Source organism: Flavobacterium sp. C3NV (genome assembly GCF_046825355.2).
Lineage (GTDB): Bacteria > Bacteroidota > Bacteroidia > Flavobacteriales > Flavobacteriaceae > Flavobacterium.
Genome location: NZ_JBKQBJ020000006.1, coordinates 181312 through 206009, shown reverse-complemented (window position 1 = coordinate 206009; position 24698 = coordinate 181312). Strand labels below are relative to the sequence as shown.

The 24698-nt window shown below is 34.3% G+C and carries 20 protein-coding genes and 1 tRNA gene; 4 read left to right on the top strand and 17 right to left on the bottom strand.

The genetic code is table 11. From position 1 onward, the window contains the following. Positions 1 to 54: 54 nt before the first annotated feature. The 8 genes from ACIDC4_RS11135 to ACIDC4_RS11100 all read right to left on the bottom strand — a co-directional run bounded on the left by ACIDC4_RS11135 (position 55) and on the right by ACIDC4_RS11100 (position 9343). On the bottom strand, positions 55 to 669 hold the full coding sequence (locus ACIDC4_RS11135) for a WbqC family protein (RefSeq protein ID WP_412045370.1): 615 nt from the start codon (positions 667 to 669) through the stop codon (positions 55 to 57). A 91-nt stretch (positions 670 to 760) separates the two neighbouring features. Further along, positions 761 to 2317: a signal peptidase I gene (gene lepB, locus ACIDC4_RS11130; RefSeq protein WP_412045371.1), complete on the bottom strand. Its 1557-nt coding sequence runs from the start codon at positions 2315 to 2317 to the stop codon at positions 761 to 763. Positions 2318 to 2384: 67 nt separating this feature from the next. Next, positions 2385 to 3089, bottom strand: coding sequence for a 4-hydroxy-tetrahydrodipicolinate reductase (gene dapB, locus ACIDC4_RS11125; protein ID WP_412045372.1), 705 nt, complete (start codon positions 3087 to 3089; stop codon positions 2385 to 2387). A gap of 38 nt (positions 3090 to 3127) precedes the next feature. Beyond that, on the bottom strand, positions 3128 to 3688 hold the full coding sequence (locus ACIDC4_RS11120) for a DUF5683 domain-containing protein (RefSeq protein ID WP_065450997.1): 561 nt from the start codon (positions 3686 to 3688) through the stop codon (positions 3128 to 3130). Then, positions 3688 to 4590, bottom strand: coding sequence for a ParB/RepB/Spo0J family partition protein (locus ACIDC4_RS11115; RefSeq protein ID WP_065450998.1), 903 nt, complete (start codon positions 4588 to 4590; stop codon positions 3688 to 3690). Before ACIDC4_RS11115 ends, ACIDC4_RS11120 begins: the two co-directional genes overlap by 1 nt. A 5-nt stretch (positions 4591 to 4595) precedes the next feature. Beyond that, positions 4596 to 5363: a ParA family protein gene (locus ACIDC4_RS11110; protein ID WP_065450999.1), complete on the bottom strand. Its 768-nt coding sequence runs from the start codon at positions 5361 to 5363 to the stop codon at positions 4596 to 4598. Positions 5364 to 5607: 244 nt separating this feature from the next. Beyond that, positions 5608 to 6834 (bottom strand): hypothetical protein, encoded by a 1227-nt coding sequence (locus ACIDC4_RS11105; protein WP_412045373.1) that lies wholly within the window; start codon positions 6832 to 6834, stop codon positions 5608 to 5610. Then, positions 6821 to 9343: a DUF2339 domain-containing protein gene (locus ACIDC4_RS11100; RefSeq protein ID WP_412045374.1), complete on the bottom strand. Its 2523-nt coding sequence runs from the start codon at positions 9341 to 9343 to the stop codon at positions 6821 to 6823. The genes ACIDC4_RS11105 and ACIDC4_RS11100 overlap by 14 nt, the downstream gene beginning before the upstream one ends. 312 nt (positions 9344 to 9655) lie before the next feature. Between ACIDC4_RS11100 and ACIDC4_RS11095 the strand changes: the two genes are divergently transcribed. Further along, the gene (locus ACIDC4_RS11095) at positions 9656 to 11824 is read left to right on the top strand and encodes a hypothetical protein (protein WP_412045375.1); all 2169 of its coding nucleotides are present in this window, start codon (positions 9656 to 9658) and stop codon (positions 11822 to 11824) included. Positions 11825 to 11949: 125 nt separating this feature from the next. Here the strand turns inward: ACIDC4_RS11095 and ACIDC4_RS11090 are convergent, their stop codons facing one another. Continuing rightward, a complete protein-coding gene (locus ACIDC4_RS11090; protein ID WP_412045376.1) occupies positions 11950 to 12354 on the bottom strand; it encodes a septal ring lytic transglycosylase RlpA family protein in 405 nt (134 codons plus the stop codon). A 226-nt stretch (positions 12355 to 12580) separates the two neighbouring features. Here ACIDC4_RS11090 and ACIDC4_RS11085 point away from each other — a divergent pair. Together ACIDC4_RS11085 and trxB are read left to right on the top strand one after the other, a co-directional pair. Further along, positions 12581 to 12655 (top strand) — tRNA-Pro (locus tag ACIDC4_RS11085). 419 nt (positions 12656 to 13074) lie between these two features. Then, a complete protein-coding gene (trxB, locus tag ACIDC4_RS11080; RefSeq protein ID WP_412045555.1) occupies positions 13075 to 14022 on the top strand; it encodes a thioredoxin-disulfide reductase in 948 nt (315 codons plus the stop codon). 151 nt (positions 14023 to 14173) lie between these two features. Here the strand turns inward: trxB and ACIDC4_RS11075 are convergent, their stop codons facing one another. The 5 genes from ACIDC4_RS11075 to ACIDC4_RS11055 form a co-directional block, all read right to left on the bottom strand. Beyond that, positions 14174 to 15007 (bottom strand): GIN domain-containing protein, encoded by an 834-nt coding sequence (locus ACIDC4_RS11075; protein ID WP_412045556.1) that lies wholly within the window; start codon positions 15005 to 15007, stop codon positions 14174 to 14176. A gap of 85 nt (positions 15008 to 15092) precedes the next feature. Further along, positions 15093 to 15827 (bottom strand): head GIN domain-containing protein, encoded by a 735-nt coding sequence (locus ACIDC4_RS11070; protein WP_412045557.1) that lies wholly within the window; start codon positions 15825 to 15827, stop codon positions 15093 to 15095. A gap of 3 nt (positions 15828 to 15830) precedes the next feature. Then, positions 15831 to 17558, bottom strand: coding sequence for a PspC domain-containing protein (locus tag ACIDC4_RS11065; RefSeq protein WP_412045558.1), 1728 nt, complete (start codon positions 17556 to 17558; stop codon positions 15831 to 15833). Positions 17559 to 17561: 3 nt separating this feature from the next. Next, positions 17562 to 17894, bottom strand: coding sequence for a PadR family transcriptional regulator (locus tag ACIDC4_RS11060; RefSeq protein WP_008464689.1), 333 nt, complete (start codon positions 17892 to 17894; stop codon positions 17562 to 17564). A gap of 171 nt (positions 17895 to 18065) precedes the next feature. Then, positions 18066 to 18545 carry a DUF4870 domain-containing protein gene (locus ACIDC4_RS11055; protein ID WP_412045559.1) on the bottom strand — a complete coding sequence of 160 codons (480 nt, stop codon included), beginning with the start codon at positions 18543 to 18545 and terminating at the stop codon, positions 18066 to 18068. 231 nt (positions 18546 to 18776) lie between these two features. Between ACIDC4_RS11055 and ACIDC4_RS11050 the strand changes: the two genes are divergently transcribed. Next, positions 18777 to 19229: a DUF4442 domain-containing protein gene (locus tag ACIDC4_RS11050; RefSeq protein ID WP_412045560.1), complete on the top strand. Its 453-nt coding sequence runs from the start codon at positions 18777 to 18779 to the stop codon at positions 19227 to 19229. Between the two features lie 347 nt (positions 19230 to 19576). On the opposite strand, the gene ACIDC4_RS11045 is transcribed toward ACIDC4_RS11050, so the two are convergent. From ACIDC4_RS11045 to ACIDC4_RS11035, 3 genes are all read right to left on the bottom strand, one after another. Then, positions 19577 to 19732 (bottom strand): hypothetical protein, encoded by a 156-nt coding sequence (locus ACIDC4_RS11045; RefSeq protein WP_230032827.1) that lies wholly within the window; start codon positions 19730 to 19732, stop codon positions 19577 to 19579. Between the two features lie 130 nt (positions 19733 to 19862). Continuing rightward, positions 19863 to 22115 (bottom strand): multicopper oxidase family protein, encoded by a 2253-nt coding sequence (locus ACIDC4_RS11040; protein ID WP_412045561.1) that lies wholly within the window; start codon positions 22113 to 22115, stop codon positions 19863 to 19865. A gap of 9 nt (positions 22116 to 22124) precedes the next feature. Then, the gene (locus ACIDC4_RS11035; RefSeq protein ID WP_412045562.1) at positions 22125 to 24659 is read right to left on the bottom strand and encodes a heavy metal translocating P-type ATPase; all 2535 of its coding nucleotides are present in this window, start codon (positions 24657 to 24659) and stop codon (positions 22125 to 22127) included. Positions 24660 to 24698: the final 39 nt, after the last annotated feature.

Here is a 24698-nt window from a genome sequence, read left to right as displayed (position 1 = left end):
ATGCTGTAGTGCCAGCAAATAAAAATATAGTATTTTTTATGTAATCGAAATAATTTACAATATTTTCTGGCTCTTTAGATAATCCATTGCAAATTTTCCTTCGTTAAAAAGTAAATCCAAAACACTTAAATTGTTGATGAATCCGTGTTTGTCATCAAAAACCTGAGTATATTTTTCAAAAACATTTGGATCTTTTTTTCCGTTTGCTAAAAATCTGAAATCAGTAATGTTTTCGACCTCATGAAAATATTCTGTTGTTTTAGAAAACTCTAATTTCATTCGTAAACACTTCGTTACAATATCGAAAACTTCCATATTCAGGTCCATTAGAAAAGTGTGTTGCTTTTCGAAAACAGGAGCGATATCATCTTCAAAGAACTCAAAAAAAGGTGAGCTTCTATAAGCTGCTTCTAAGGATTTAAAATGCTGTTTCTGCCAGTCAAATTCATTTTCGATCATAACATCTTTTGTTTTTTGATGAGCAGATTTCGAATGTTTAACAGGGATGTTTAATAACTGAATTCCGTTTGGACTATAGATATAAGTACGGTTTCTATTGGTCTGTTTTTGAAAATTATCTTCCATTTCAAAAGTAATATTTTCAGATTGAGCCATAACTGCAAAGTGACTAATCGACGGAAAATAGGTAGGAAGTAATAACGAGTTCATTATATTCTTTGTTTAAAAGTTTCAGGTTTCATGTTTCAGATTCTTTGCGAACTTGAAACATGAAACCTGAAACAAAAATAACTAATTTTTTTTATGCTTTGTTTTCTTTTCTTTTTCTCCAGAAATATTCTCCAACAAAATAAAGTGCAAGAATAATCAGGAAGTATTTAAAGTAAGATTGTGGCTGTCCTTCACCATTAACAGTAGTGAAAACCCTGTCCCAACGAACTTTGTTAATTCCTTTTCCGTTGGTATCCCAGCTCATCCAGATAAAAACCGGTTTTCCTACGATATGATTGGCAGGAACGTAACCCCAGTAACGGCTATCTTCAGAGTTATGACGGTTGTCTCCCATCATCCAGTAATAATCTTGTTTGAAGGTGTATGTCGTTGCTTGTTTCCCGTTGATTAAAAAATGAGAACCGTCCAGCTGTAAAGTATTGCCTTCGTATTTGGTAATGATTTCTTTGTAAAATGGCAAAGATTCATTGGTCAAAGCTACTGTTTTTCCTGCTTGAGGAATGTAAATAGGGCCAAAGTTATCCTGACTCCATTTGTTGATGTGAGGAAAAATCGCGTTGTCATTTCCTCTGTCAATTTCTCTTTTTACAGCAGTAATTCCGGGAGTGTTTTTTAAACGTTCAGCGCTTGCTTCTGTTAATGCTCTAAAATAAATAGTATCTCTCTTTTCCTGATCTTTAATATAAGCGCCATCAGTAATATCAAGCTCTTTCATTAATGATTCAAAATCAACCGGAGTTTTTCCATCTAAAGCTACTGAATAAGAATATTGAGGTTTAGCGCGTTCCGGTAAAATTAATTTTTTTCCGTTAATAAAAACAAAACCGTCTACAATAGATAAACTGTCGCCAGGAATACCAACGCATCTTTTTACATAATTCGATTTTTTATCGATAGGTTTTATAACTCCTGGTCTTCCTTTTGGCTCGTAGAAATAATGAACAGTATCTACAGGCCAGTTGAAAACAACAATATCAGATCGTTTTATTTTTTCTAAAGCCGGTAACCTGAAATAAGGTAATTGTGGCCAGCTTAAATATGATTTTCTTTTTACAAATGGTATCGTATCATGAACCATTGGCAGCGCCACAGTTGTCATAGGTACACGAGGACCGTAGTTTACTTTGCTTACAAACAGGAAATCACCAATTAATAATGATTTTTCTAAAGATGAAGTCGGGATTGTATAAGGCTGTACGACATAAGTGTGTACTAATGTTGCTACGATAATAGCGAAAAGTAAAGAGCTTACAGTATCAGCAGTTTTATTTTGAGGCCTTAATTCTCTGTTGGCATTATATTCTAATTTCTGGGTATAATTTACATAATAGATGTAAAAACCAAAAGTAAAAATTCCTAATAAGGTATCTAGAGTAGATTTTTTGCCAAATGTTCTTAAGGTTTCTACCCAAACAACAGGAAACATAATTAAGTTAATAATCGGGATAAAAAGTAATATAGTCCACCAGGTTGGGCGGCTAATTATTTTCATTAAAATTATTGAATTGTAAACCGGAATTGCAGCTTCCCAGGTTTTTCTCCCGGCTGCCTGATACAGTTTCCAGGTTCCCAGAAAGTGAATTATTTGTACGGCTAAGAAAAATACGAACCAAAGATATAGTGTCATAGTTTTTTTGTTTTATGTTTCAAGTTTCAGGTTGTTCTATAGAAAACCCTGATGCTTTAGAATTTTATTATTTTAAATTTAATACATCTTTCATGCTGTAAATTCCTGTTTTACCAGCAAGCCATTCAGCAGCAATTACAGCTCCAAGAGCAAAACCTTCGCGGTTGTGTGCAGTATGTTTTAATTCGATGCTGTCTACAATTGAGTCGTAAGTTACGGTATGAGTTCCCGGAACATCTCCAATTCTTTTAGCTTCAATATGAATTTCATTATTGTTTTTTGCTTCTTCTAAAGTCCAATTGGCGTAATTGCTATTTTCGATCACACCTTTTGCCAAAGAAATAGCGGTTCCGCTTGGGGCATCTAATTTTTGCGTATGATGAATTTCTTCCATCGATACTTTGTAAGAATCAAATTGAGACATGATTTTAGCCAAATATTCATTTAATTCGAAGAAAATATTAACTCCTAAACTAAAATTTGAACTGGATATAAAACCGCCTTGTTTTTCGTTGCAAAGAGCGACCATTTCATCAAAATGTTCTAACCATCCTGTTGTTCCTGAAACTACAGGTACATTGTTGTTAAAACAGCTCGAAATGTTGCTTACTGCTGCGGTTGGAACGCTAAAGTCGATTGCAACATCTGCAGTTGAAAGTCCGTCGTATGTATTGAATTCGTCTTTCTTTAAAACAATTTCATGACCTCTTTCTAAAGCAATTCGTTCAATTACTTTACCCATTTTTCCGTAACCTAAAAGCGCAATTTTCATTTTGTATGTATTTTTTGAGTTTAAATAACAGCAGTTATTTAAAAGTGGTAATTAAAAGTTAGTCCAACGTTTGGTCTGAAAGTAATATCGTTAGGATATACTTCCGGACGCATTGATAGTCTTTCGTTTACGTTGAATTGAATCAAAGCCGCGTCAACATTGGCATCTATAATGTTCAGGGCATAAAAAGCAACAACAAATAAAGCAGATAAATCCCTGTTTCGCTGATAGAATTTCTGGCCTGCAACAAGTCGGCTTTCATCAAGAAATTGGTATTTATCGTCGTTATAGCCTTCTAATCTTCGTTTGTAAGCGTTACGATAATCACGGTATTTGTTATTGTTATCAATATAAAAATACAAACTCGTACCAATTGCTCCGTAAACCAAAGGAATTTTCCAGTATTTTTTATTGTATGCCTGACCTAAACCGGGCAAAATTGCAGAATAAAAAGCTGCTTTTGCCGGAGTAAGCGGATCAATTTCTTGTAATTTGCTAGTGTCTTTAACAACCAAAACCGTTTCTTCTTTTGCCTGGGCAAAAAGAGAGACGGTTCCTATTAGAAAGAACAATAGACTTATGGGGACAATCTTATTCACTATCCGTTTATTAATTTTATAATTCTATTAAAGTCGGCTTCAGAATTAAAAGGAATAGTGATTTTTCCTTTTCCGTTGCCAGCGACTTTTACATCAACTTTCGCACCAAAATAATCGTTGAAAGTGTTTTTTTGTGTTTCTCTAACTACAAATGAAGATTCTGCTTTTGGTTTCCCTTCAGCTTTTGGCTTTAAACTTTCGTGATAATTTTTTACTAAAGTTTCTGTTTCACGAACAGATAGATTGTCACTTACGATTTTTTGATATATATCAGTCTGAATATCCAGATCTTCAATATTGATGATTGCTCTACCATGTCCCATGCTGATAAAACCATCACGAATACCGGTTTGAATAATCGGATCCAGTTTTAAAAGACGTAAATAATTGGCAATTGTAGAACGTTTTTTTCCAACGCGCTCACTCATTTGTTCCTGTGTCAATTGAATTTCATCAATCAAACGTTGGTACGAAAGTGCGATCTCGATTGGGTCTAAATCATGACGCTGGATATTTTCTACCAAAGCCATAACCAGTGACTCATTGTCGTTTGCAATACGAATGTATGCAGGAACATGAGTTAAACCTACTAAAGTTGAAGCGCGTAAACGACGCTCTCCGGAAATTAGCTGGTATTTATTGAAGTCTAATTTTCGAACAGTAATAGGTTGAATCACACCAAGTTCTTTAATAGAAGTGGCTAATTCGCGTAACGATTCTTCATTAAAATTGCTTCTAGGCTGAAACGGATTTATTTCGATAGCACTTATTTCAAGCTCAATGATGTTTCCAACAACCTTGTCAGCATTTTTGTCTTCTACTGATGTAATGTCGTTTTCCGGATCTTTTAATAATGCTGATAATCCTCTTCCTAAGGCTTGTTTTTTAATTGCTTTTGTCATAAAAACTATTTACTGTTTTTCTTTATAATTTCTTGAGCTAAATGAATGTAATTTACTGCTCCTTTGCTTGTTGCGTCATAATTAATGATGCTTTCGCCAAAACTTGGAGCCTCGCTTAATTTTACATTTCGCTGAATAACGGTATCAAAAACCATATCGTTAAAGTGTTTTTGAACCTCTTCTACAACCTGATTGGATAAACGTAATCTCGAATCGTACATGGTTAGTAACAATCCTTCGATATCAAGATCTGGGTTGTGTATTTTTTGAATACTTTTTATCGTGTTCAGTAATTTTCCTAATCCTTCAAGTGCAAAATATTCGCATTGAATAGGAATTACTACAGAATCCGCCGCTGTTAAAGCATTAAGAGTTAATAATCCTAATGAAGGTGCGCAGTCGATGATGATATAATCATATTCGTCTTTTACACTTTCTAATGCTTTTTTAAGCATGTACTCTCTGTTTTCTTTGTCAACCAATTCAATTTCGATGGCAACAAGGTCAATGTGAGCAGGAATCACATCAACATTTACAGCTGAACATTTTATAATGGTTTCTTTGGGAGTGTTACTGTGTTCAAGTATTTGGTAGGTACCCATCTCAACAGATTCTACATCGATCCCAAGGCCAGATGTGGCATTTGCTTGAGGATCAGCGTCGATCAACAATACTTTCTTTTCTAAAACACCCAATGAGGCTGCAAGATTTACCGATGTAGTAGTCTTTCCAACGCCTCCTTTTTGATTAGCAATCGCAATGATTTTGCCCATTTATTTTCTGAATTTTGAACCGTAAAAATACAATTATTTATGGTTTCTGAAAATCTATTTTGTTAACATTTAAGAAACTTCGGTTAATCGTTGTATGGTGCGTGTTTTGAGGGATTTAATTTCTTATAGAATAAAAAAAGAGTACCGAAAATTCGTTCTATTTTATTCTTTTTTTTAGTATAAATGAACAAATCTGGCGTTTTCAATCCTGAAAAGTATTTAAATGTTAAATCTGGTTCTTACTTTAATTTTTTGTTTTTAAATCTTTTACTAAACTGGCTGTAAAAAATAAAATGGTAATGCCTCCCAAAACAATGCAAAGCCACATAAACCAGGATTGTTGCCAAAAAGACTGATTTGCTATTGAAGCTTTTGTCGCATTTTTTTGCTGAATATCGTATAGGGTTGTTTGTGGTAAATTGCCAGTAATATTATTTTTAAAATTCGAAAGATCATATTCCGGTGCCCCCAGTTTTTTGTTTCCCGTTTTTAAGATATAAGTTTCATTAGAATTTAAATCTGCAATAATAGAAATTGGTTTTTGATGGTATTTGATTTTTGAAATCGATAAGGGCTGATTATCGTGATTTTTGATTTTTATAAAGAACTCTCTTTCGAATATTTGAGGAAATATAAAAGTATTTGTGGCATTTGAATTCAATTCGAAAGAAGTAATTTCTTCGTCGAATATTTGAGATTTCCTTTTTGTCTGGCGTTTTGTTTTCTTGTAAAGAATGGCAGTTCGCTTGTAATAAGTAGGTTTTGAAATTTCGAATGAAATCTCATTAATAATTTGTGGCGCATCAAAAAGAATATGAATTTGAGTTTCTTTGTCTGAAGGAATTTCTGTTGTTACTGATTTCTTTGGAAAGATCTCCTGCAAAACACTTTTTTGCGATTGGGAGGTAAAATTCCCAACTTTAAGAACATTGACCGGAAGTGTTTTTTGATCATCAAAATCTATTTTTAAATAGCGATATGTATTCAATGGATATGAAATCGTTTTAACGACACTCGTTTCTGAAGTACTGCTTAATTCATACAGCATTTGAGAATTTGAAATTCCGAACCATTCTTTTTGGTCGTCACTTCCGGATATAGAGTATTTTTTTTCGACATCAGAATTTGCAATAAAAAGCGAAAGCTGGTTATGACTTTTATTCGACGGAATTGCAACAATTACCGAAGTGCTCTTTTTGGGCAAAACTGTTTTAGAAACAATAGTATATTCTTCGAAAGTGTTGAAGGAACTATTTTTAGCTGTTTGAATAAAATAGGGAACTTCAATTCCTTTAGAATCAAATAGCCTGATGTCGCTCAAATCCTGTTTAGAAAAAGATCGGACTTCAGGTGATACAATGATTTCATGAAAGCCGTTTTGAGTGACTTTCTTTAGTTTCGCAGTAGTTTGATATTGCCCAAACGAAAGGTTTGCGATAAATAGTAAGGCGAGAAATTTATTCAGTTTCATTGGTTTCTTTTGGCTTATTTTCATCAATAACTAATACTTTGATTTTTTGATATACAAAAGAGATAATCAAAATTAAGATTCCTAAAAGGATAAACGATATGATTTTTCCCGTTTCGGAAATATTACTAATGTCGTATAAAAATAGTTTTAAGATCGTTAGACCAAGTAGCGATAAAGCGATTATTCGTAAAGATTTCAGTTGTTTTTTTATTCCGATAATTAAAAACACAAAAGCTAAAACTCCCCAAAGAACTGGAAATCCTGTTTTGACGATTTTAGTTCTGGCCAATGCAATATAATCTTCGGCAATAAATTCACGTAAATACGGCAAATTCGATTTGTAACTCGCGTACATAGGACTCGTTTGTATGTCCTGAACTGTTACAGGAGAATTCATAAATACAAGACCATGAAGCATCACTTCTGAACTTGCGATATAAATAATAAAAAATGCTGCAATCCACATAAAGTATCGGCTTTTAAGAAAAGTAAAATCGACTTTTTTATAGATTTGAAACAATTGATATCCAAAATATATCGTGATAATCAATGAAATATAATGCAAGTAAAAAGCAATTGCTCTTCCGTTTCCTGAACTAATAATGTCTTTATGTTCAAAAAAAGGATAATTGGAGAACCAGAAAGCAAACAATACGATATTAGAAATTACTAGTAATAAAGCACCCTGATATCCGGTTTCTGTTTTTCTTTTTATCAGATAAGAAGAAAACAAAGCCGAGAATAACAAATGATATAAAATAGGTAATGCTATCGAACTGTAAAGGTTATCGATATAATGATTCGATTGATAAATAACTTCGAATAAACCGGTGAAATAGGTAATTACAAAGCCAACTTCTAAAACAATTCTTTTATATTTTTCAGGATTAAAGCTGATGCCGAATATCGTTGAATTTTCAGTTTCATTTTTTAATAAATACCAAATGGCAAACAATGAGCCTGCAGCAAAAATACCCGTTATAAATATAGGATTTATGATAATATTTAAAGGTAAAGTGCCATTGTAGTATTTGTTCCAGTCCATGATCAGACTGAAAATCATTAGAATATGAACTATTATAGAGCCAAATCGGTAGCTTGTAATTTTAGATTTTTGAGATAACCATAATAATAGAACGGCTTCTGCTGCCCAAAATAAGGTAATAAAATTCCCTTCGAACTGAATAGGAATTGCTAATGTTATAAAAGTCAGCGTTAGACCAATAAGTAAATAAGCAGCTTTCTGGTCGAGATCGAATTTTTTGTATAAAATCCAGGCGTAAATTAAATTCAACAAGGCAAGAATCGTAGTAAATAAACCTTTTAATTCCGGATGATAGTTGGTCAAAATCGCCATTCCGGCACCATAAAACAAAAAGGTATTGCTGGCCAGAATTGTCAGTTGAGTTTTAGAAAATTCTCCTTTCGATCGAATGTTATTTATAAGGTTCATTAATATAAAAATGAAATAGAAAATAAATCCAAATATTAAGGCTCCTAAATAATGGGGTTTATCAGAACTTAAATCCCTGGTTAACCAAGCAGCATATAATAGGACCGTAAAGATGTAGGCAAGTATATTAACCAGATTCCATTTTTTATAATAAGCAATGCCTAAGATCCCAATATTTAAAATGATGATATAACTAAAAAGAACTACATAATTTCCTTCGCCGGTGCTTACCATAAACGGAACCGCAAATCCGCCTATTAGTGAAAGAACGGCTAGTTCGACCCTGTCATAAGATAATGATATTAAAGCGCTAAAAGCTGTAATAATGACCATGATACTAAAGGCAACTGTTTGATTGAATAAATGATAATCGTGAAAAGCGATTCCTATCGTGAAGTAAAAAATCGCAATCGCTCCGGCAACAATGACCGAACTGAAGGCTGCGTAATTTTTACGCAGTTTATGAGCAATTCCCATAACTAGTACACCACATAATACGCCAATTCCAACTCTTGCCGGTTCGTTGATCCAGTCTTTGTCGATGGCATATTTTACAAAATAACTAATTCCTAAAACCAGAATTAAAACTCCAATTTTGTTGATCAGGTTTTCTCCGATGAATTTCTCTAAATCCGGATTTTTCTCCTTGAAGTTTTCCCAAAATGATTTTTGTGGTTCAACAGGAACAATTGGTCTTTGAACTGGTTTTGGTTCCAGAGGTCTCGATTCAATTGGTTTAGGTGTATTATCAATATTAGAAGATAAAGCTATTTTTTCTAATTGCTCATCTGATATTTTTTCTTTGATTGCTTCTGGTTGCGTAGGTTCAAAAATAGCCTTGTTCGATTGTTCAGGCTCAATCTTAAATTCTTCTTTTTTTGCAACAGGAATTGGTGCAACAGGAATAATTTCAGCAGGTTTTTCAACTGTTTTTAAAAGATCAATCTTTTTGCTAAGTTTCTGAATGTCGTTTTCGAGGTGATTAAAACGACCTTTGATGGTATTAAAGATATAGATTAAGAAACAAAATAACGCAACTAAAAGAAAACTTTCCATAAAGAACTAGGTATAATGTTATGATTGGTAAATATAATAACATTTTAATACGAAGGGTATTTTTTTAGTTCTTTTCGTGTTAAATGAAGTATTTGTTTTTTTCTGTAGAATTCGCTTGATCTAAAACTCTCTATTTGTAATTACAACTCTGTTATTTACTCAGTTTTTACTTTTAGCATTGCTATTAAAGAAAAATTAAGCCTTTGTATAGTTTTTGATGAGAAAATTGGGAGCAAATACGGACATATAGATTAAAGATTATGACTATTTTTCGAATCCTTAAAAACTATATTAAACCCAAAAATATTATTTATGATTAAAAAGTTAATCTCAGTATTTGCTGCATTTACAGTCATGCTGATGCTATGCAGTTTTGTAACGTTAAATTTATCTGATGAAAAAAATCAGGACAATAAGTTAGAAGGCAAGATTGTTTACAACAAAAAGAAACATAGTATAACCTTATCATGGCCAGCATTTGGCTCTACAGGAAATTATGTAATTACAAGGGGAGGAAGTCGTTTGGCATCCCATTTTGTTGCTGTTGGTTCGACTACGAAATTGACATTTACAGATAATAAACCAAATGCGGATAAATACGAGAACTATTATAAAATTACCCGAAATGCTATAACGATAATAGTTTCGATAGAGAACCAGATTTTTGGCAGTAATATGTATTTCTATGATAGAAAATATGAAAAAGCAGAAACTGCACGAAACGATATTAATTCGCAGTTTAGCGCTATTGGCCTGGGCGGATCAAATGGCGAGTGGACTACAAAACGTCAGGCGTATTATTTTAAAGCAAATATTGAGGATCAAACTTACGATTCGGGCGGGTCAGGTTCTGCATCTTCGGGAACAGCAAATTCAATAGAATTAGGATTTTATTCTCATATAGGAGGTTTGGGTAAAGTGCCATCGGCTGTTAAATTGGGTTCTATATTCACGAGACCTCATCTTTCTGGCGGTGCAAATGCTACATGTACATTTTGGCGTTCTGTAGAAAATGTAGCAGTAATGCGGGATTTTGGCTGGACAGTTTCACAATCCACCAGTGCAAGAAGAATGCTAATTGAAAGTACTTCGAAATACATTTCAGATATTGGAGATACCAACTTTTGGGGCAGCGGCGGTTTTATTGCCGACACGCATTACACATCCTCCAGACCAAACTGGGGCGGGCAACAACAATGGTACACCAGAAATGCTGTTTTTCCTTCAGGTTCCGGAGCAATGGGAGGTTCATACAATATGGTTTGGCAAGGTTGCGTGAATCCTCCAAAAGCGGATGATGCCAATTCGCCAGTTCCTAGTACACCTATTATAAGAGAAAAACCTTTTCTTTTTATCGATAATGATGGCGAGTATAAAGTATTTGTTCCGGAATGGCAAAAGGACAGAGTGGGAGTTTCCTGGTCGGCAACAGATATGGGGAGAGGAAAAGTTCAGGATTTGCTTACCGACTGGTATGTTGCCAAAGAAGGTGACACTGATGTTGAAATTAATAATGCACTAAAATCAGGTAAAAATATATTTTTTACGTCAGGGCATTACGCATTGAATGCTCCTATTCAGGTAAATAGAAAAGATGCCATACTTTTGGGTGCCGGTATCGCTTCGGTAACGCTGGAGCCTACGGAGAAAAACACTTGGGGATGTATATATGCTGATGACAAAGACGGGATTATCATTGCCGGACTTCTTATGGATTCATTTAATAGTACAACGTATCAGGTTAGAATTGGTAATGAAGGAGCAAATGCTGACCACTCTGCAGATCCTATTTTACTTTCAGATATCACTTGTAGAGTAGGTGGGGTTCAGTCAAAAAATATTCAAATACATGCTTCTATGGAAATCAACAGCAACAATGTGGTTGGGGATCATTTCTGGTTGTGGCGTGCTGACCATGGTTCGCAAAAAGGCGGAAATGCACGCTGGCTAAGGGACAGATGTAAAAACGGACTTATTGTTACAGGTAATGACGTTACGCTTTATGCTTTATTTGTCGAACATTTTCAAGAATATGAAGTATTATGGTTAGGAGAACGAGGCAGAACTTATTTCTTTCAAAACGAACCACCATACGATGCACCAAATCAGACAAGCTGGAGCAGTCAGGGAGGTAAAGTAGATGGTTATGCAGCATTCAAAGTTGCTAATACTGTAAAAGAACATCAAAGTATAGGCATGGGATCTTATGCTGTTTTTACGGGAACGGATGGCAAAGTGAATAAGAAAAATGGTTTTGAAGCTCCTAATAGTCCAAATGTGAAACTCGAAAAAATGTGTATCACACGTTTTGCGGGGCCGGGTAATATTCAAAATGTGAGTAATAGTATGGGCGGTAGTACAGCAACAGGTGTAAAACGTGTCGCATTATATAACAATGGAGAAGGTACTCAGCCGTACGACGAAGAATTTGATTTACCAAATCGTGAATCCTATCCTGCCTATATTGTTATGGAAAAGTAAAAAAGAAGCGTTACTATTAAACTGGAAAATCTTTCAAATCAAAAAACTCTGAAGACCAATTGATCTTCGGAGTTTTTTATTGTCCAAAATTAGTACATAATATTTCAATATTTAAGAAGCAGGACTTAATTTATCAAAATCTCGATTTTTACATTAATTGCACCGCTCTTTTTGTTTGAAGCAATATCCATAAAAGCTTTTTTAGAGAGATCAATTTCCCGACCTTTTACAAAAGGACCTCTGTCGGTAACTTCTACGATAGTGGATTTTTTATTTAATATGTTTGTTATTTTTAGTTTTGTACCAAAAGGAAGTTTTTTATGCGCAGCAGTGAGCTTGGTGTTGTCGAATTTTTTACCGCTTGCTGTTTTTCTTCCGTTAAATTTATCATGATAATAAGAAGCATGAGCTTTTTCTTTATACAGTTTTAAATTCTCAATCTTCGTGTTTTCATCTCTTGATATAGGACTTTCTTGTGCAATAGCTGTCATTGAGATAGCGAAAACAATATATAATAGTATTCTTTTCATTTTCTTGAATTTGTTTTTGCAAAAAAAGCTTAATCGATAGAATTAAGCGTATTGTAAACGCCATATTTATAATATTAAAAGCCATATTTGTTTTTTTTATAAATGAATAATTGAGTTTAATTGGCTCATTTGTTTCTAATTATAATTTACTGGGGAAATATTTTTTTTCTTATTTCTAAATTTGTTTTGGATAAGCAAAAAATAGTTATATATTTGCACCCGCTTACGGGGTGTAGCGTAGCCCGGTTATCGCGCCTGCTTTGGGAGCAGGAGGCCGCAGGTTCGAATCCTGCCACCCCGACAAAAGTCTTTTCATTTTTTGAAGAGACTTTTTTTTTGCATTGAATTGAAATTGCAATTTCAAAACTTCTGAAGAGAGAAGAAAAATTACCACAGAGAACACTAAGTTTTTTAAACATTGTAAATTCAGTAAAAACACAAAGTTCACAAAGCTTCGCGGACTTAGAATTGTTTAACATAATTCCAATCTCCATAAACTCTGCGGAAAACCTTTGCGATCTCTGCGGTAAAAAATAATTACGAAACATAATTTTTTCAGTGTTTCTCTATAATATGTAGCATTGATATGTCACGAAGAATTTTTATTTCTCCCATATTCACTATTCTCTATTTCAGAATAGCAAAAACTGATTAATTGAGTTCTTTATTCCAACAATAAAAACTTACTTTTGCACCATCAATTATTAATAGAATCATATTATGTCAGATACAATCGAAAAAATTAAATGCCTAATCATAGGTTCTGGTCCTGCAGGTTATACTGCTGCTATTTATGCTGCCAGAGCAAATATGAATCCAGTTTTATATCAAGGAATGCAGCCTGGTGGTCAGTTGACTACGACTAACGAAGTAGAAAATTTCCCGGGTTATGTTGATGGTGTTACAGGACCAGAAATGATGGTTCAATTACAAGAGCAAGCAAAACGTTTCGGATCTGATATCCGTGATGGTTGGGCTACAAAAGTTGATTTTTCAGGAGATATTCATAAAGTATGGATTAACGATTCAATCGAATTGCACTGTGAAACGGTTATTATTTCTACAGGAGCATCGGCTAAATATTTAGGATTACCATCAGAACAACATTATTTACAAATGGGTGGTGGAGTTTCTGCTTGTGCCGTATGTGATGGTTTTTTCTACCGTAATCAGGAAGTTGTAATTGTTGGAGCAGGAGATTCTGCTTGTGAAGAAGCACATTACTTATCTAAACTTTGTAAAAAAGTAACGATGTTGGTAAGAAGCGAAAAATTCAGAGCTTCTAAAATCATGGAAGAACGCGTTCGCAAAACCGAAAATATAGAGATTTTATTAAACCATGATACTGTTGAAGTATTGGGAGATGGAAATGTTGTACACGGCATTAAAGCGTTGAATAAAACTACTGCAGAAGTTGTTGAAATTCCTGCTACAGGATTTTTCGTTGCCATTGGTCACAAACCAAATACAGATATTTTTAAAGACTACCTTACTCTTGATGAAACAGGTTATATCATCAATACTCCGGGAACATCTAATACCAATATACCAGGTGTTTTTGTAGCGGGTGATGCTGCAGATCACGTATACCGTCAGGCAATTACTGCTGCAGGTACAGGATGTATGGCTGCATTAGATGCTGAGAGATATTTGGCGTCTAAGGAATAAGTTTTCAGTCCCAGTCTCAGTTTTCAGTTTATTGAAATAGGAATAGAGCTATCAACAAAAAGTCCCATTCGCCGCGGCGAATGGGACTTTTTTGTTGATTTTACATTTAAGAAGCTTCAGACTGAAAACTGAAACTGAACACTGCGACTTTTTACTTTATCTTCTTCAATAATTTTGCTTCTTCAGAAAAACGTGTCAACGTAATAGCAGGACTTCCTAAAAGAGAAAGTTCAGCTTTGTCTCCAAGCGCTATTGAGGCTGTAGTTTCTACTAAAACACTTCCTGTTGCATAATTTTCTGCAGTAATATTGGCATCTTTCAAAGTAAACTTGGTTCCTGTAAAAATGGAATTATTATCTAAACGAATCGTAGCTTTTTCGGCAATTCCTTCAATATTGGCAACCGATTTTTGATATAAGTCACATTTGAATTTTATAGCCGATACCAATGTTTTAATCGAGGAATTTTTACTCAATTGTAAATTTGCATCTTCAGACTTTAAGTTCAATTCGGTTTTTGATTTATCATCAGCAAATAAGGTAAACTTTTTAGAATTTACATTCAGGAATAACTTAGCATAATCAAAAGTATTAAATGTAATATCATCTAACTGAAGTTCCTGAATGGCATAAACTATAGCATCATTTTTGGCTATTACAGTTTTTAATGAACTGGTATACGTAACACGAACAATTAGTTTTTTAAAAATAGTACTTTCTTTAGAAGTGTACAAACGAAGTACTTTTTCTCTTAAATCCATACCGATAATATCATGTAAATTATCGTCGGCTTCAATTTTTATTTCATTTTTTTCTCCTCTTTCAAGATAAACTTCTAAATTATCATCGGCTTCAATGCCATCAAATTCTCCTACTTCTTTTACTGAAGTGGTTACGATTTTAGATCCTTTTATTTTTTCTCTTCTTTGACCAAAAGTTAATGTCGTAACCAATAATAATAGGAGTAAGGCTGTATTTTTTTTCATTAATTCTAGATTTGATTTTCACAAATATAAAAAAATCATCCACTTTCGATGAATGATTTTTTTATATTTAACAGATAAATATCTTTTACCCCTGGCTGATACTTCCTCCTGAATTCGAAGTTTTCTCGATTGTTTTAGGAGTGTTGTTGTAATTAACACTTCCTCCGCTGTTTGCTTCAGCTTTCAATTTTACAATAGGATGAACATTTACACTGGCTCCGCTTGAAGCTTCAGCATGAATATCATTGGCTAATAATTCACCTGCATTTACATTTGATCCGCTTGACGCTGAGGTATGAAATGTTAAAGCTTTTCCTTTTACACTAATAGTACTTCCGCTTCCGGAATCAGCAGAGATATTGTCCGATTCTACATTAACATCTATTGTCGCTGCGCTTGAAGATTCTAAATCTAGATTTTCACCCTGAATTATTCCTTCGTTTGATACAGTTGAAGCACTAGAAGCTTCCAACTTGTCAATTTTAGGCATTTTTACCGTTACTTTTTTCTTAGTTATATTTCGAAAAGAATTGAATTTAGATTTAATGATCAAAGTTCCGTTCTCTACTTTCGTAATAATGTCTTTCTGAAGATTATCATCGGCTTCAACAACAATTTCAGTTAAATCAGATTGTATGACTACTAAGTCAATCGCATTGCTTACATCTATTTTTGTAAAATCTCCCTGAACAATTCTTTTTTCGGTAGTCACATTTCCGCTTCCTTCAATTGTATTCACGTTAAGATTACATGAAGCAAACAATAGTGCAGTAACAGTCGCAACTATAAATTTCGTAATATGAATGATTATTTTTATCATGGCTTAGTTAATTTTGATTATAACTCCGTTTTTGTCAGTGGTTAATCTGCCGTTTGTTTTTTTTCCGTTTAAAATTTCTTTTCCATTAATTTTAACCGAAACCTCATTTACTGTGTCATTGTCAGTCTGAGTTTCTTCTTCGTATATATCATTATGGTCATTCTCTCCAGCTGGACAATTCAAACATTTAATTTTAGAACCGTCTACTCTATAGTTATAGTTGCCACTAAAGTGTAAGTTGAAAAAATTATCTTCAGAATCATCATAATCCTGAACCGAAGCGTCTGGCTTGAATAATTGACCTTCAGGTAAGTACAAATATACATCAACTTCCTGACCTCTAAATTTGTTTTTTACATCGGTAAGAAAATAATTATCTAAAACTAAATGATTCCCGTTGATCTGAAATTTATAATTGATTTTTTCTGCTCTTTGTCTTGCTGAGATAAACGAATTTCCTCTGGCACTTTTTTCAATCTGAATATAAGGAGCAGCTTCATCAGTATGCAAAACATGTAAACGAACATCATTCGAATAGAGTAATTGATTATTAGCTGAATCCTGAACAAATTCAAATTCTCTATGATGATTTAGATCTTTAGCATAATAATCATTGTATCTGAATTTTACGAACAATGTATCTTTTGGCGTAATGTTAAGCGTTTTTTTCTCTACTGTTTTATTGTCATGCGAAATTTCAGTAGCTTGTTTAATTCCAATACTAATAACGATTGCAATGGCAATAATCCAAATTGCTAGCAAAGTATATTTTACAATATTTCCAATAGATTTTAAGTTTGGAGATAACAATTTGAAACCTAAAAGTGTCAAAAAGAAAAACGGAATTCCAACGGCAAAGAACATTAATAAACCAAATGACCAGATAGGGTAATCTGTAAAGTTTCCTGCTTCAACAAAGTTTTGCCAAGGAAAATCGATAAAGATGTTTGTTCCTAAAGTAAAAACTCCAATCAGTAAAGCGATCAAAACACTAATTCCTGAAATGATCAAAATTACGCCTAAAAACTTTGCGAAGATTTTAAAAACCGTCATGATAAAGTCTCCAAATGAACTACTTATTCTCTCAGCTCCCGACTTTACCTGGTTTCCCATTGCGTCATAATCTGCATTTTTAAATTTATCAGATAAATTTTCAATTTCCTCACGCACTTTTTTCTCTATGTTCGAAATCGTAACCGGTTCACCAGTCATTTCCAGTTTTTCAGATGTTGTTACCGCTTCTGGTGTTACAATCCAAAGAACGAAATAAGCTAAAATTCCTGTTCCAAAACCTGCAAAAACAAATATTAAAAAGATAATTTTTATCCACACAGCGTCAATCCCAAAATAGTGTCCTAAACCAGTTGCTACACCACCAATCATACCTTTTTCTTTGTCACGGTATAATTTTTTATGTTTTCTTGTCGTGTTATAATCACTAAAAGACTGATTTGTTTTTTCTTCGTCTTCAAGGATATAATCTTCCGGTTGTCCCATTACAACAATCACTTCATCAACATCTTTCAGTCCTACAACATGTTTGTCGCTTTTTTGTTTTTCCAATAATAATTCAGAAACACGCATTTCGATGTCTTTAATAATTTCATCTTGTCCAGATGAGTTGTTCAATGATCGTTTTATAGCGTCAAAATAGCGTGTCAATTTTAAATATGCGTCTTCATCTATATGAAAAACCATACCGCCTAAGTTAATATTTACTGTTTTGTTCATGACTTATTGATTTTGATTGGTGATTAGATTTACGGCGTCAGACAATTCAGTCCATGTTCCGCTAAGTTCGTTTAAAAATGTTTGTCCTATTTCGGTTAATCCATAATATTTTCGTGGTGGTCCTGAAGTCGATTCTTCCCAACGATAATTAAGCAAACCGTCGTTTTTCAGCCTGGTTAGAAGTGGGTAAACTGTTCCCTCAACAACTAGTAATTTAGCGTTTTTTAAAGTGTCTAATATTTCTGATGTGTATGCGTCTTTTTCTTTTAGAACCGATAAGATGCAAAACTCAAGAACACCTTTGCGCATCTGTGCTTTTGTGTTTTCAATGTTCATAATTTCATTTTGTTTTTTTTAGATTGAACAATTCGTTTTTTGATTGATGATGATTGATTGATGATGATTGATTTCGAAACGATTCGTGTTGATTGCTTGTAAAGTTTCGACTATAACTTTTAATTCTTTATGTCACACTGAGCGAAGTCGAAGTGCTTCATAAAATACTGATTACTTTATAAAAGGAATCGAAAGCGGATATTTATAAAACTCTCCGTTTGAAGCTTTTATAGAAGCGTAAATCACTAAAAAGAATTCAACAAATTTTAATAATCCAAAAAGTAAAACTGCCGTTGCTCCAATACTTAAAATTCCAATATTTCCGTCGATGTTCAGATTTCTGATGATTAAATCTTCATCGTTAAAAACCGTATTGATTGGTAGGTTTTTTAACAGTACAAATGCAAAAATCGGAATTGCAATTAATGCTAAAATTAAGGTGTAAAGCAAAAGACTCAATTGAAAGTTTAATGTTTGCTTTCCGTGATAATTTACAAATTCTGATTTGTCTTTGTAACTCGTCCAGATCAAAATTGGGAAAATATAATTCCCAAATGGGATGATGTATTGACTCAAAGTGCTTAAGTGTGTGAACGTTGCAGTGTTCTTTTCTGATGTTTTTTCCATGATGAGTGGTGTTGTTGTTTCCATGATTAAAAGTATATAGTATTTTCTTATGCAAATATATGTCTAAAAGACAGTATCTTGTTTTGCATAGTACCAAATATTAACATAATTTTAACAAAGTTGAAATTTTTAAATTGCTTATAATGCATTGAAAACCATTCAAAACGCTTGGTTTTGTTGGCTTTTTAGGAAAGTAATTGCGATTTATTGTGCGTGCATAGTTTTTTTGTATTTTTACATGAAAAAATAAATATCATGGCAATATCAGTTTCTAAACTCAACAAATTTGTATTATTCAAATTACCATCAGCATACTTTTGCGGTGTACGTGTAAAGGCAATCGACGAAGATAGATGCGTGGTAAGCGTAAAACACAGATGGATCAATCAAAATCCTTTTAACTCGATGTATTTTGCAGTTCAGGCAATGGCAGCAGAGTTAACAACCGGAGCATTGGTCATCTCTCAAATTCAACAAAGCGGAAAAAAAATATCGATGCTGGTTGCCAATAATAAAGGAAACTTCACCAAAAAAGCAACGGGTAGAATAACATTCGTTTGCAATGACGGACATTTAATTTCCGAAGCAATTCAAAGAACAATTGCAACGGGCGAGGGCCAAACCTTCTGGATGAAATCTGTAGGAACAAACGAAGAAGGAGTTCAGGTTTCAGAAATGGATTTTGAGTGGAGTGTTAGATTGAAATAAGTTTCTAAAATTTTTTGCCACAGATTAAAGGATTAAAAGGATTTCTAGGCGATGAACTTTGACAAAGTTTGAAACTTTCTCAAAGTTGATGTATAATTTTTTTGTCGCGAAATTAATATACGCATTTTTGTTATCCCGAACGAGGGATCTCCACAAGCAGTTCGACAGTTTAATGAAAAATACTTTGCGTTAGTTTCTGGCGGAGATCCCTCGTTCCTCGGGATGACAAGATTGTGATTACTGGACTTTTAAAAATCTTTTTAATCTGTGAGATGAGTGGCAAAAGAAACATAAAAAGAAAAGGCCTCGAATATATTCGAAGCCTTTTTGGTAAAATGATGTTGCTACTATTTTTTAGAGCAACATTTTTTGTCTTTGTCACCTGATTTTTTAGAACAAGCTTCTTTTTTAGCTTTTTCTTTTTTAGGAGCTGGTTTTGTGTCTTGCGCTTGTAAACCAATTGTAAATAAAGCGATGGCTAAAACGGTAAATAATTTTTTCATTTTTTTTATAATTTAATTGTTAGGTAATATTCTTTTTTTGATTGAAGATGTTGGATCAAATATAATACGATTTAGTTTTCAAAATTGTCAACGATAAGTTAATGCAATCAAAATAGTATTAAAATTATTGTTAATAATTCAGATTTACCCCAAAACCAATTCCCATATCACTATCATAATGAGTTGTAATCCCAAAGTTTCTGCCAGCGATATATTTTAGACCCGCCATATATTCTTTATCTGTATTCCACATTAAGTTCATTCGCAAACGTCTCGAAAGCGGAATGTCTTTTCGTTCAAATTGAATTCTCACATTTCCATCGGTGTAAACCTCAACTTGCGCTTTCACGAGCATTGGCAAAGTATATTCCATACCGGCACTAAAAACCGAACGATTGTCTTTGGTATTCTTTTGTCCAAACATATTTTGTTCCTGTTCGTCCATTCCCATTTTTCTGTAACGCCAGTCAAAACCTATAAAAGGCATAAACCATTGCATTTTGCCAATATATCTACCAATATGAGTTTCCGTTTCATAACCGTGTTCATTATTATAACCCAATCTCCATTCGGTTCCAATACTCCATCGCGTGTTGCTGTACATTGCTTCACCGTCATTTCCGTTTGTGGCAAAATCATTTTCGGCCATAAAATGAAACATACGATCGTCCATTTTTAGCATTTTATACGCCATTTTCGGATCATGAATCAACGGATTTGGTGCTGAATTTTCATAAGTAAAAATACGTCCCATTCCCGCCATCATGTGATATAGAATATGACAGTGGAAAAACCAGTCGCCATCGGCATTTGCCTGAAACTCGATAGTGTCGGTTTCCATAGGCATAATATCAATTACATTTTTTAACGGAGAATAATCACCATGCTCGTTTATAATCCTAAAATCGTGTCCGTGTAAATGCATCGGGTGGCGCATCATAGATCCGTTGTACAATACAATTCGAACGTTTTCTCCTTTTTTAATTAAGATTTTGTCCGTTTCAGAAATCACTTTATTGTCCAGACTCCAAACATAACGGTTCATATTTCCGGATAATTCGAAACGAAGTTCTTTTACCGGCGCATCTTTGGGTAATGTTGTTTTGGTTGGAGATTTTAGCATTCCATAATTCAAAGTCGTAATCTCGGCAACTTCTGTAGTATCGTTCGACATTTTCATATCGTCCATTTTCATGCCTTCCATATTATGCATCGAATGATCTTCGGTTTTTGCAGATGCATCTTCACCGGAAATTTCAGGATACATTACGGCATTCATGTCCATTTTATTTAGGGACATTTTCATCCCCATATCATTCATTTCTCCGTTCATCTTCATCATATCGTTCATCATTTTCATCCCTTCAAAATACTTTAATTTCGGAAGATGAGAAACAGATTGTTTGGTTCCTTCACCTAAAAATAAAGAAGCAGATCCGGTTCTGTCTTCGGCTGTAGCCAAAAAAGCAAAGGATTTATGATCTTCAGGAATGGTAACGACAACATCATAAGTTTCAGAAACGGCAATAATCAATCGGTCGACTTCTACAGGTTCAACATCATTACCATCACTCGCTACAACCGTTATTTTTCCGCCTCCATAAGTCAGCCAGAAATAACTCGAAGCACCTCCATTTGCAATTCTCAATCTTACTTTGTCTCCAGCCTTAAATTGCGAAAGTTGATCTTCATTTTTTCCGTTAATTAAAAACTTTTCATAATAAACATCACTCACATCCATGGCATTCATACGTTTCCATTCATTGGTGACTTTCGTCGAAAACTGACCTTTTTTAATCGCTTCGGCATAACTTTGAGTTGTCCCTTTTTTTATAGCAAACCAATCATTGGCATTATGAAGCATTCGCTGTACGTTCTCCGGTTTAAGATCGGTCCATTCGCTTAGTATAACCGGAATAGTTGGTAAATCATCAATTCCTTTTCTAAAAGTAGAATCGTCTTTCTTTTTATTAATGATGAAAAGTCCGTACAAACCAATTTGTTCCTGTAAACCTGAATGGCTGTGATACCAATACGTTCCGTTCTGGATAATTGGGAAAGTGTATTTATGAGTCGTTCCCGGCTTAATGGGCATTTGTGTTAAATACGGAACACCATCTTCTTTATTTGGCAGAAATAATCCGTGCCAATGCAGTGCAGTATTTTCTTTTTTTAAATCGTTATGCACATAAATCTCAGCAATATCACCTTCGGTAAAAGTTAATGTTGGCATCGGAATTTGTCCGTTGACTGCGATCGCGCGTTTTTCTTTTCCGGAAAAATTGACAATCGTATCACGAACATGCAAATCGTAACGAACTACTTTTTGTGCACTTGAACTTAAGGCAATCAAAAAGGCAATTATAGTAATATGTAATTTCATATTGATTTTTTAAAGGTTGAGGTTTCGCAATCGCAAAGCATTTACAATTACCGAAACAGAGCTTAAACTCATTGCCAAAGCGGCTAACATCGGCGAAAGCAAAATCCCAAATACAGGATATAAAATTCCCGCCGCAATAGGAACTCCCAAAACATTGTATATAAAGGCAAAAAACAGATTTTGCTTAATATTTTTCATAACCGAAAAGCTCAGCTTTTTAGCTTTTACAATTCCGTTTAAATCTCCTTTTACAAGCGTTATTTTAGCACTTTCAATGGCAACGTCGGTTCCGGTTCCCATAGCAATCCCGATATCCGCTTTGGCTAAAGCCGGAGCATCGTTAATTCCGTCGCCGGCCATGGCAACTATTTTTCCTTCAGCTTGTAAGCGTTCAATTTCTCTCAGTTTATCTTCGGGAAGACAATCTGCTTTAAAAGAACTTAAATGAAGCTGATCAGCCACTGCTTTTGCCGTATTTTTATTATCTCCGGTAAGCATTATAACCTCAACGCCCTGATCGATTAAATCTTTAATTGCTTTTGCACTATTTACTTTTATGGCATCTGTAATGGTTACGTAACCCAAAACAATATTGTTTACGGCAATGTATGAAACCGTTTTTCCCAGATTTTGCTCGGCTGTAATTTTGCTTTCAAAATCATCAGAAACCGAAGCGTTAATCTGTTCCATCAGTTTTTTGTTTCCTAATGCGATTTTCGAATTGTTAACCGTTCCTAAAACTCCTTTTCCGGCAACAGCTTCAAAATCCGGAACTTCCAATAATTGCTGATTTTTAGCTTTTGCAAAATTGACAACGGCTTGCGCCAAAGGATGTTCGCTGTGTTGATTTAGCGAAGCAATGTTTTGCAACAGAATATCTTCGTTATTATCAATCGCATAAATTTTTTCTACAGTTGGCTTTCCTTCAGTAATAGTTCCGGTTTTATCTGTAATTAAAACATCGATTTTATTCATGTTTTCGAGCGCTTCGGCATTTTTAATTAAAATTCCGTGTTGTGCACCTTTTCCAACTCCTACCATAACCGACATTGGTGTTGCCAATCCTAAAGCACAAGGGCAGGCGATGATTAAAACCGCAATAGCATTAATTAATCCGTAGATATAAGAAGGTTCAGGACCAAATTTTGCCCATAGAATAAAAGTCAATATAGAAATAGCAACTACTGTTGGAACAAAATATTTCGCCACGCGATCTGCCAGTTTTTGAATTGGTGCTCTCGAACGGCTTGCGTCGTTAACCATTTGAATAATCTGCGAAAGCAAAGTTTCTGAACCTACTTTTTCGGCAATCATGACAAATGATCTGGTTCCGTTTATGGTTCCCGAAATCACATTGTCGCCCGCTTTTTTATCCACCGGAATGGGTTCTCCGGTAATCATGGCTTCATCAATACTGCTTTCTCCTGAAGTTATTTTTCCGTCAACCGGAATTTTTTCTCCTGGTTTTACTCGCAATAAATTACCTTTTTTAATATCATGAATTGAAATTGTTCTGTCGTTTCCGTTTTCTACCAAAGTGGCTTCGGTTGGTGCTAATTTCAGTAATTCTTTAATCGCGCCATTGGTTTGTCCGTGAGCTTTGGCTTCTAATAGCTGTCCTAATAAAACTAACGTAATGATAACCGTGGCGGCTTCAAAATACAAATGAATGGTTCCGTGATGCGATTTGAATTCAGACGGAAAAAGATCAGGAAAGAACATTCCGGCAACGCTAAATAGAAAAGCAACGCTGGTTCCAATTCCAATTAAAGTAAACATGTTTAAGTTCCAGGTGATAATCGATTTCCAGGCACGAACAAAAAACATCCATCCTGCATAAAATAAAACCGGTATTGAAAATAGAAACTGAACCCAGTTCCATTTTTCAATCGACATAATGTTAAAAAGAGGATTGTTCGGAATCATTTCTGACATTGAGATAATGAAAATAGGAAGCGTGAACAATGTTGCAATCTTCATTTTTTTTAGCAAGTCAGTATACGTTTTATTTTCTTCAGATTCAGATGCCTGCATCGGCACTAAATCCATACCGCAGATTGGACAATCGCCCGGTTCATTCGCAATAACTTCTGGGTGCATTGGGCAGGTAAATTGAGTTCCAATTGCAATTTGCGGAACCAAATCCATTCCGCAAACCGGACAGTCCCCGGGTTTATTATATGTTTTATCGCCTTCGCAATGCATTGGGCAGTAAAAAACTCCGGTTGCGTTATGATTATGAGTTACAACTTTTTTTTTATGATCATGGCCAGCATGATTGTCTTTGTTTTGGCTGGAACAACAGGATTTAACAGGCGTTTCCGTTGTATTTTTAGATGAAGTCATCTCAATAGTATATTTTCCGGCTTCGGTTAAGACTTCCTGAAATTTTTCAGTGGCAACATGTTTTTCCATTGTAATAGTTGCCAATGGAGGATTTAAAGTCACTTCGGCCTGAATTCCTTCTACTGAGTTCAAAGTTTTTTCTACTTTTTTTCGGCAGCCATCGCACGACATTCCTGAAATTATATATTGATGAGTCATTGTTTTTTGTTTTTTAAGGTATTACAATGCAAATTTCCG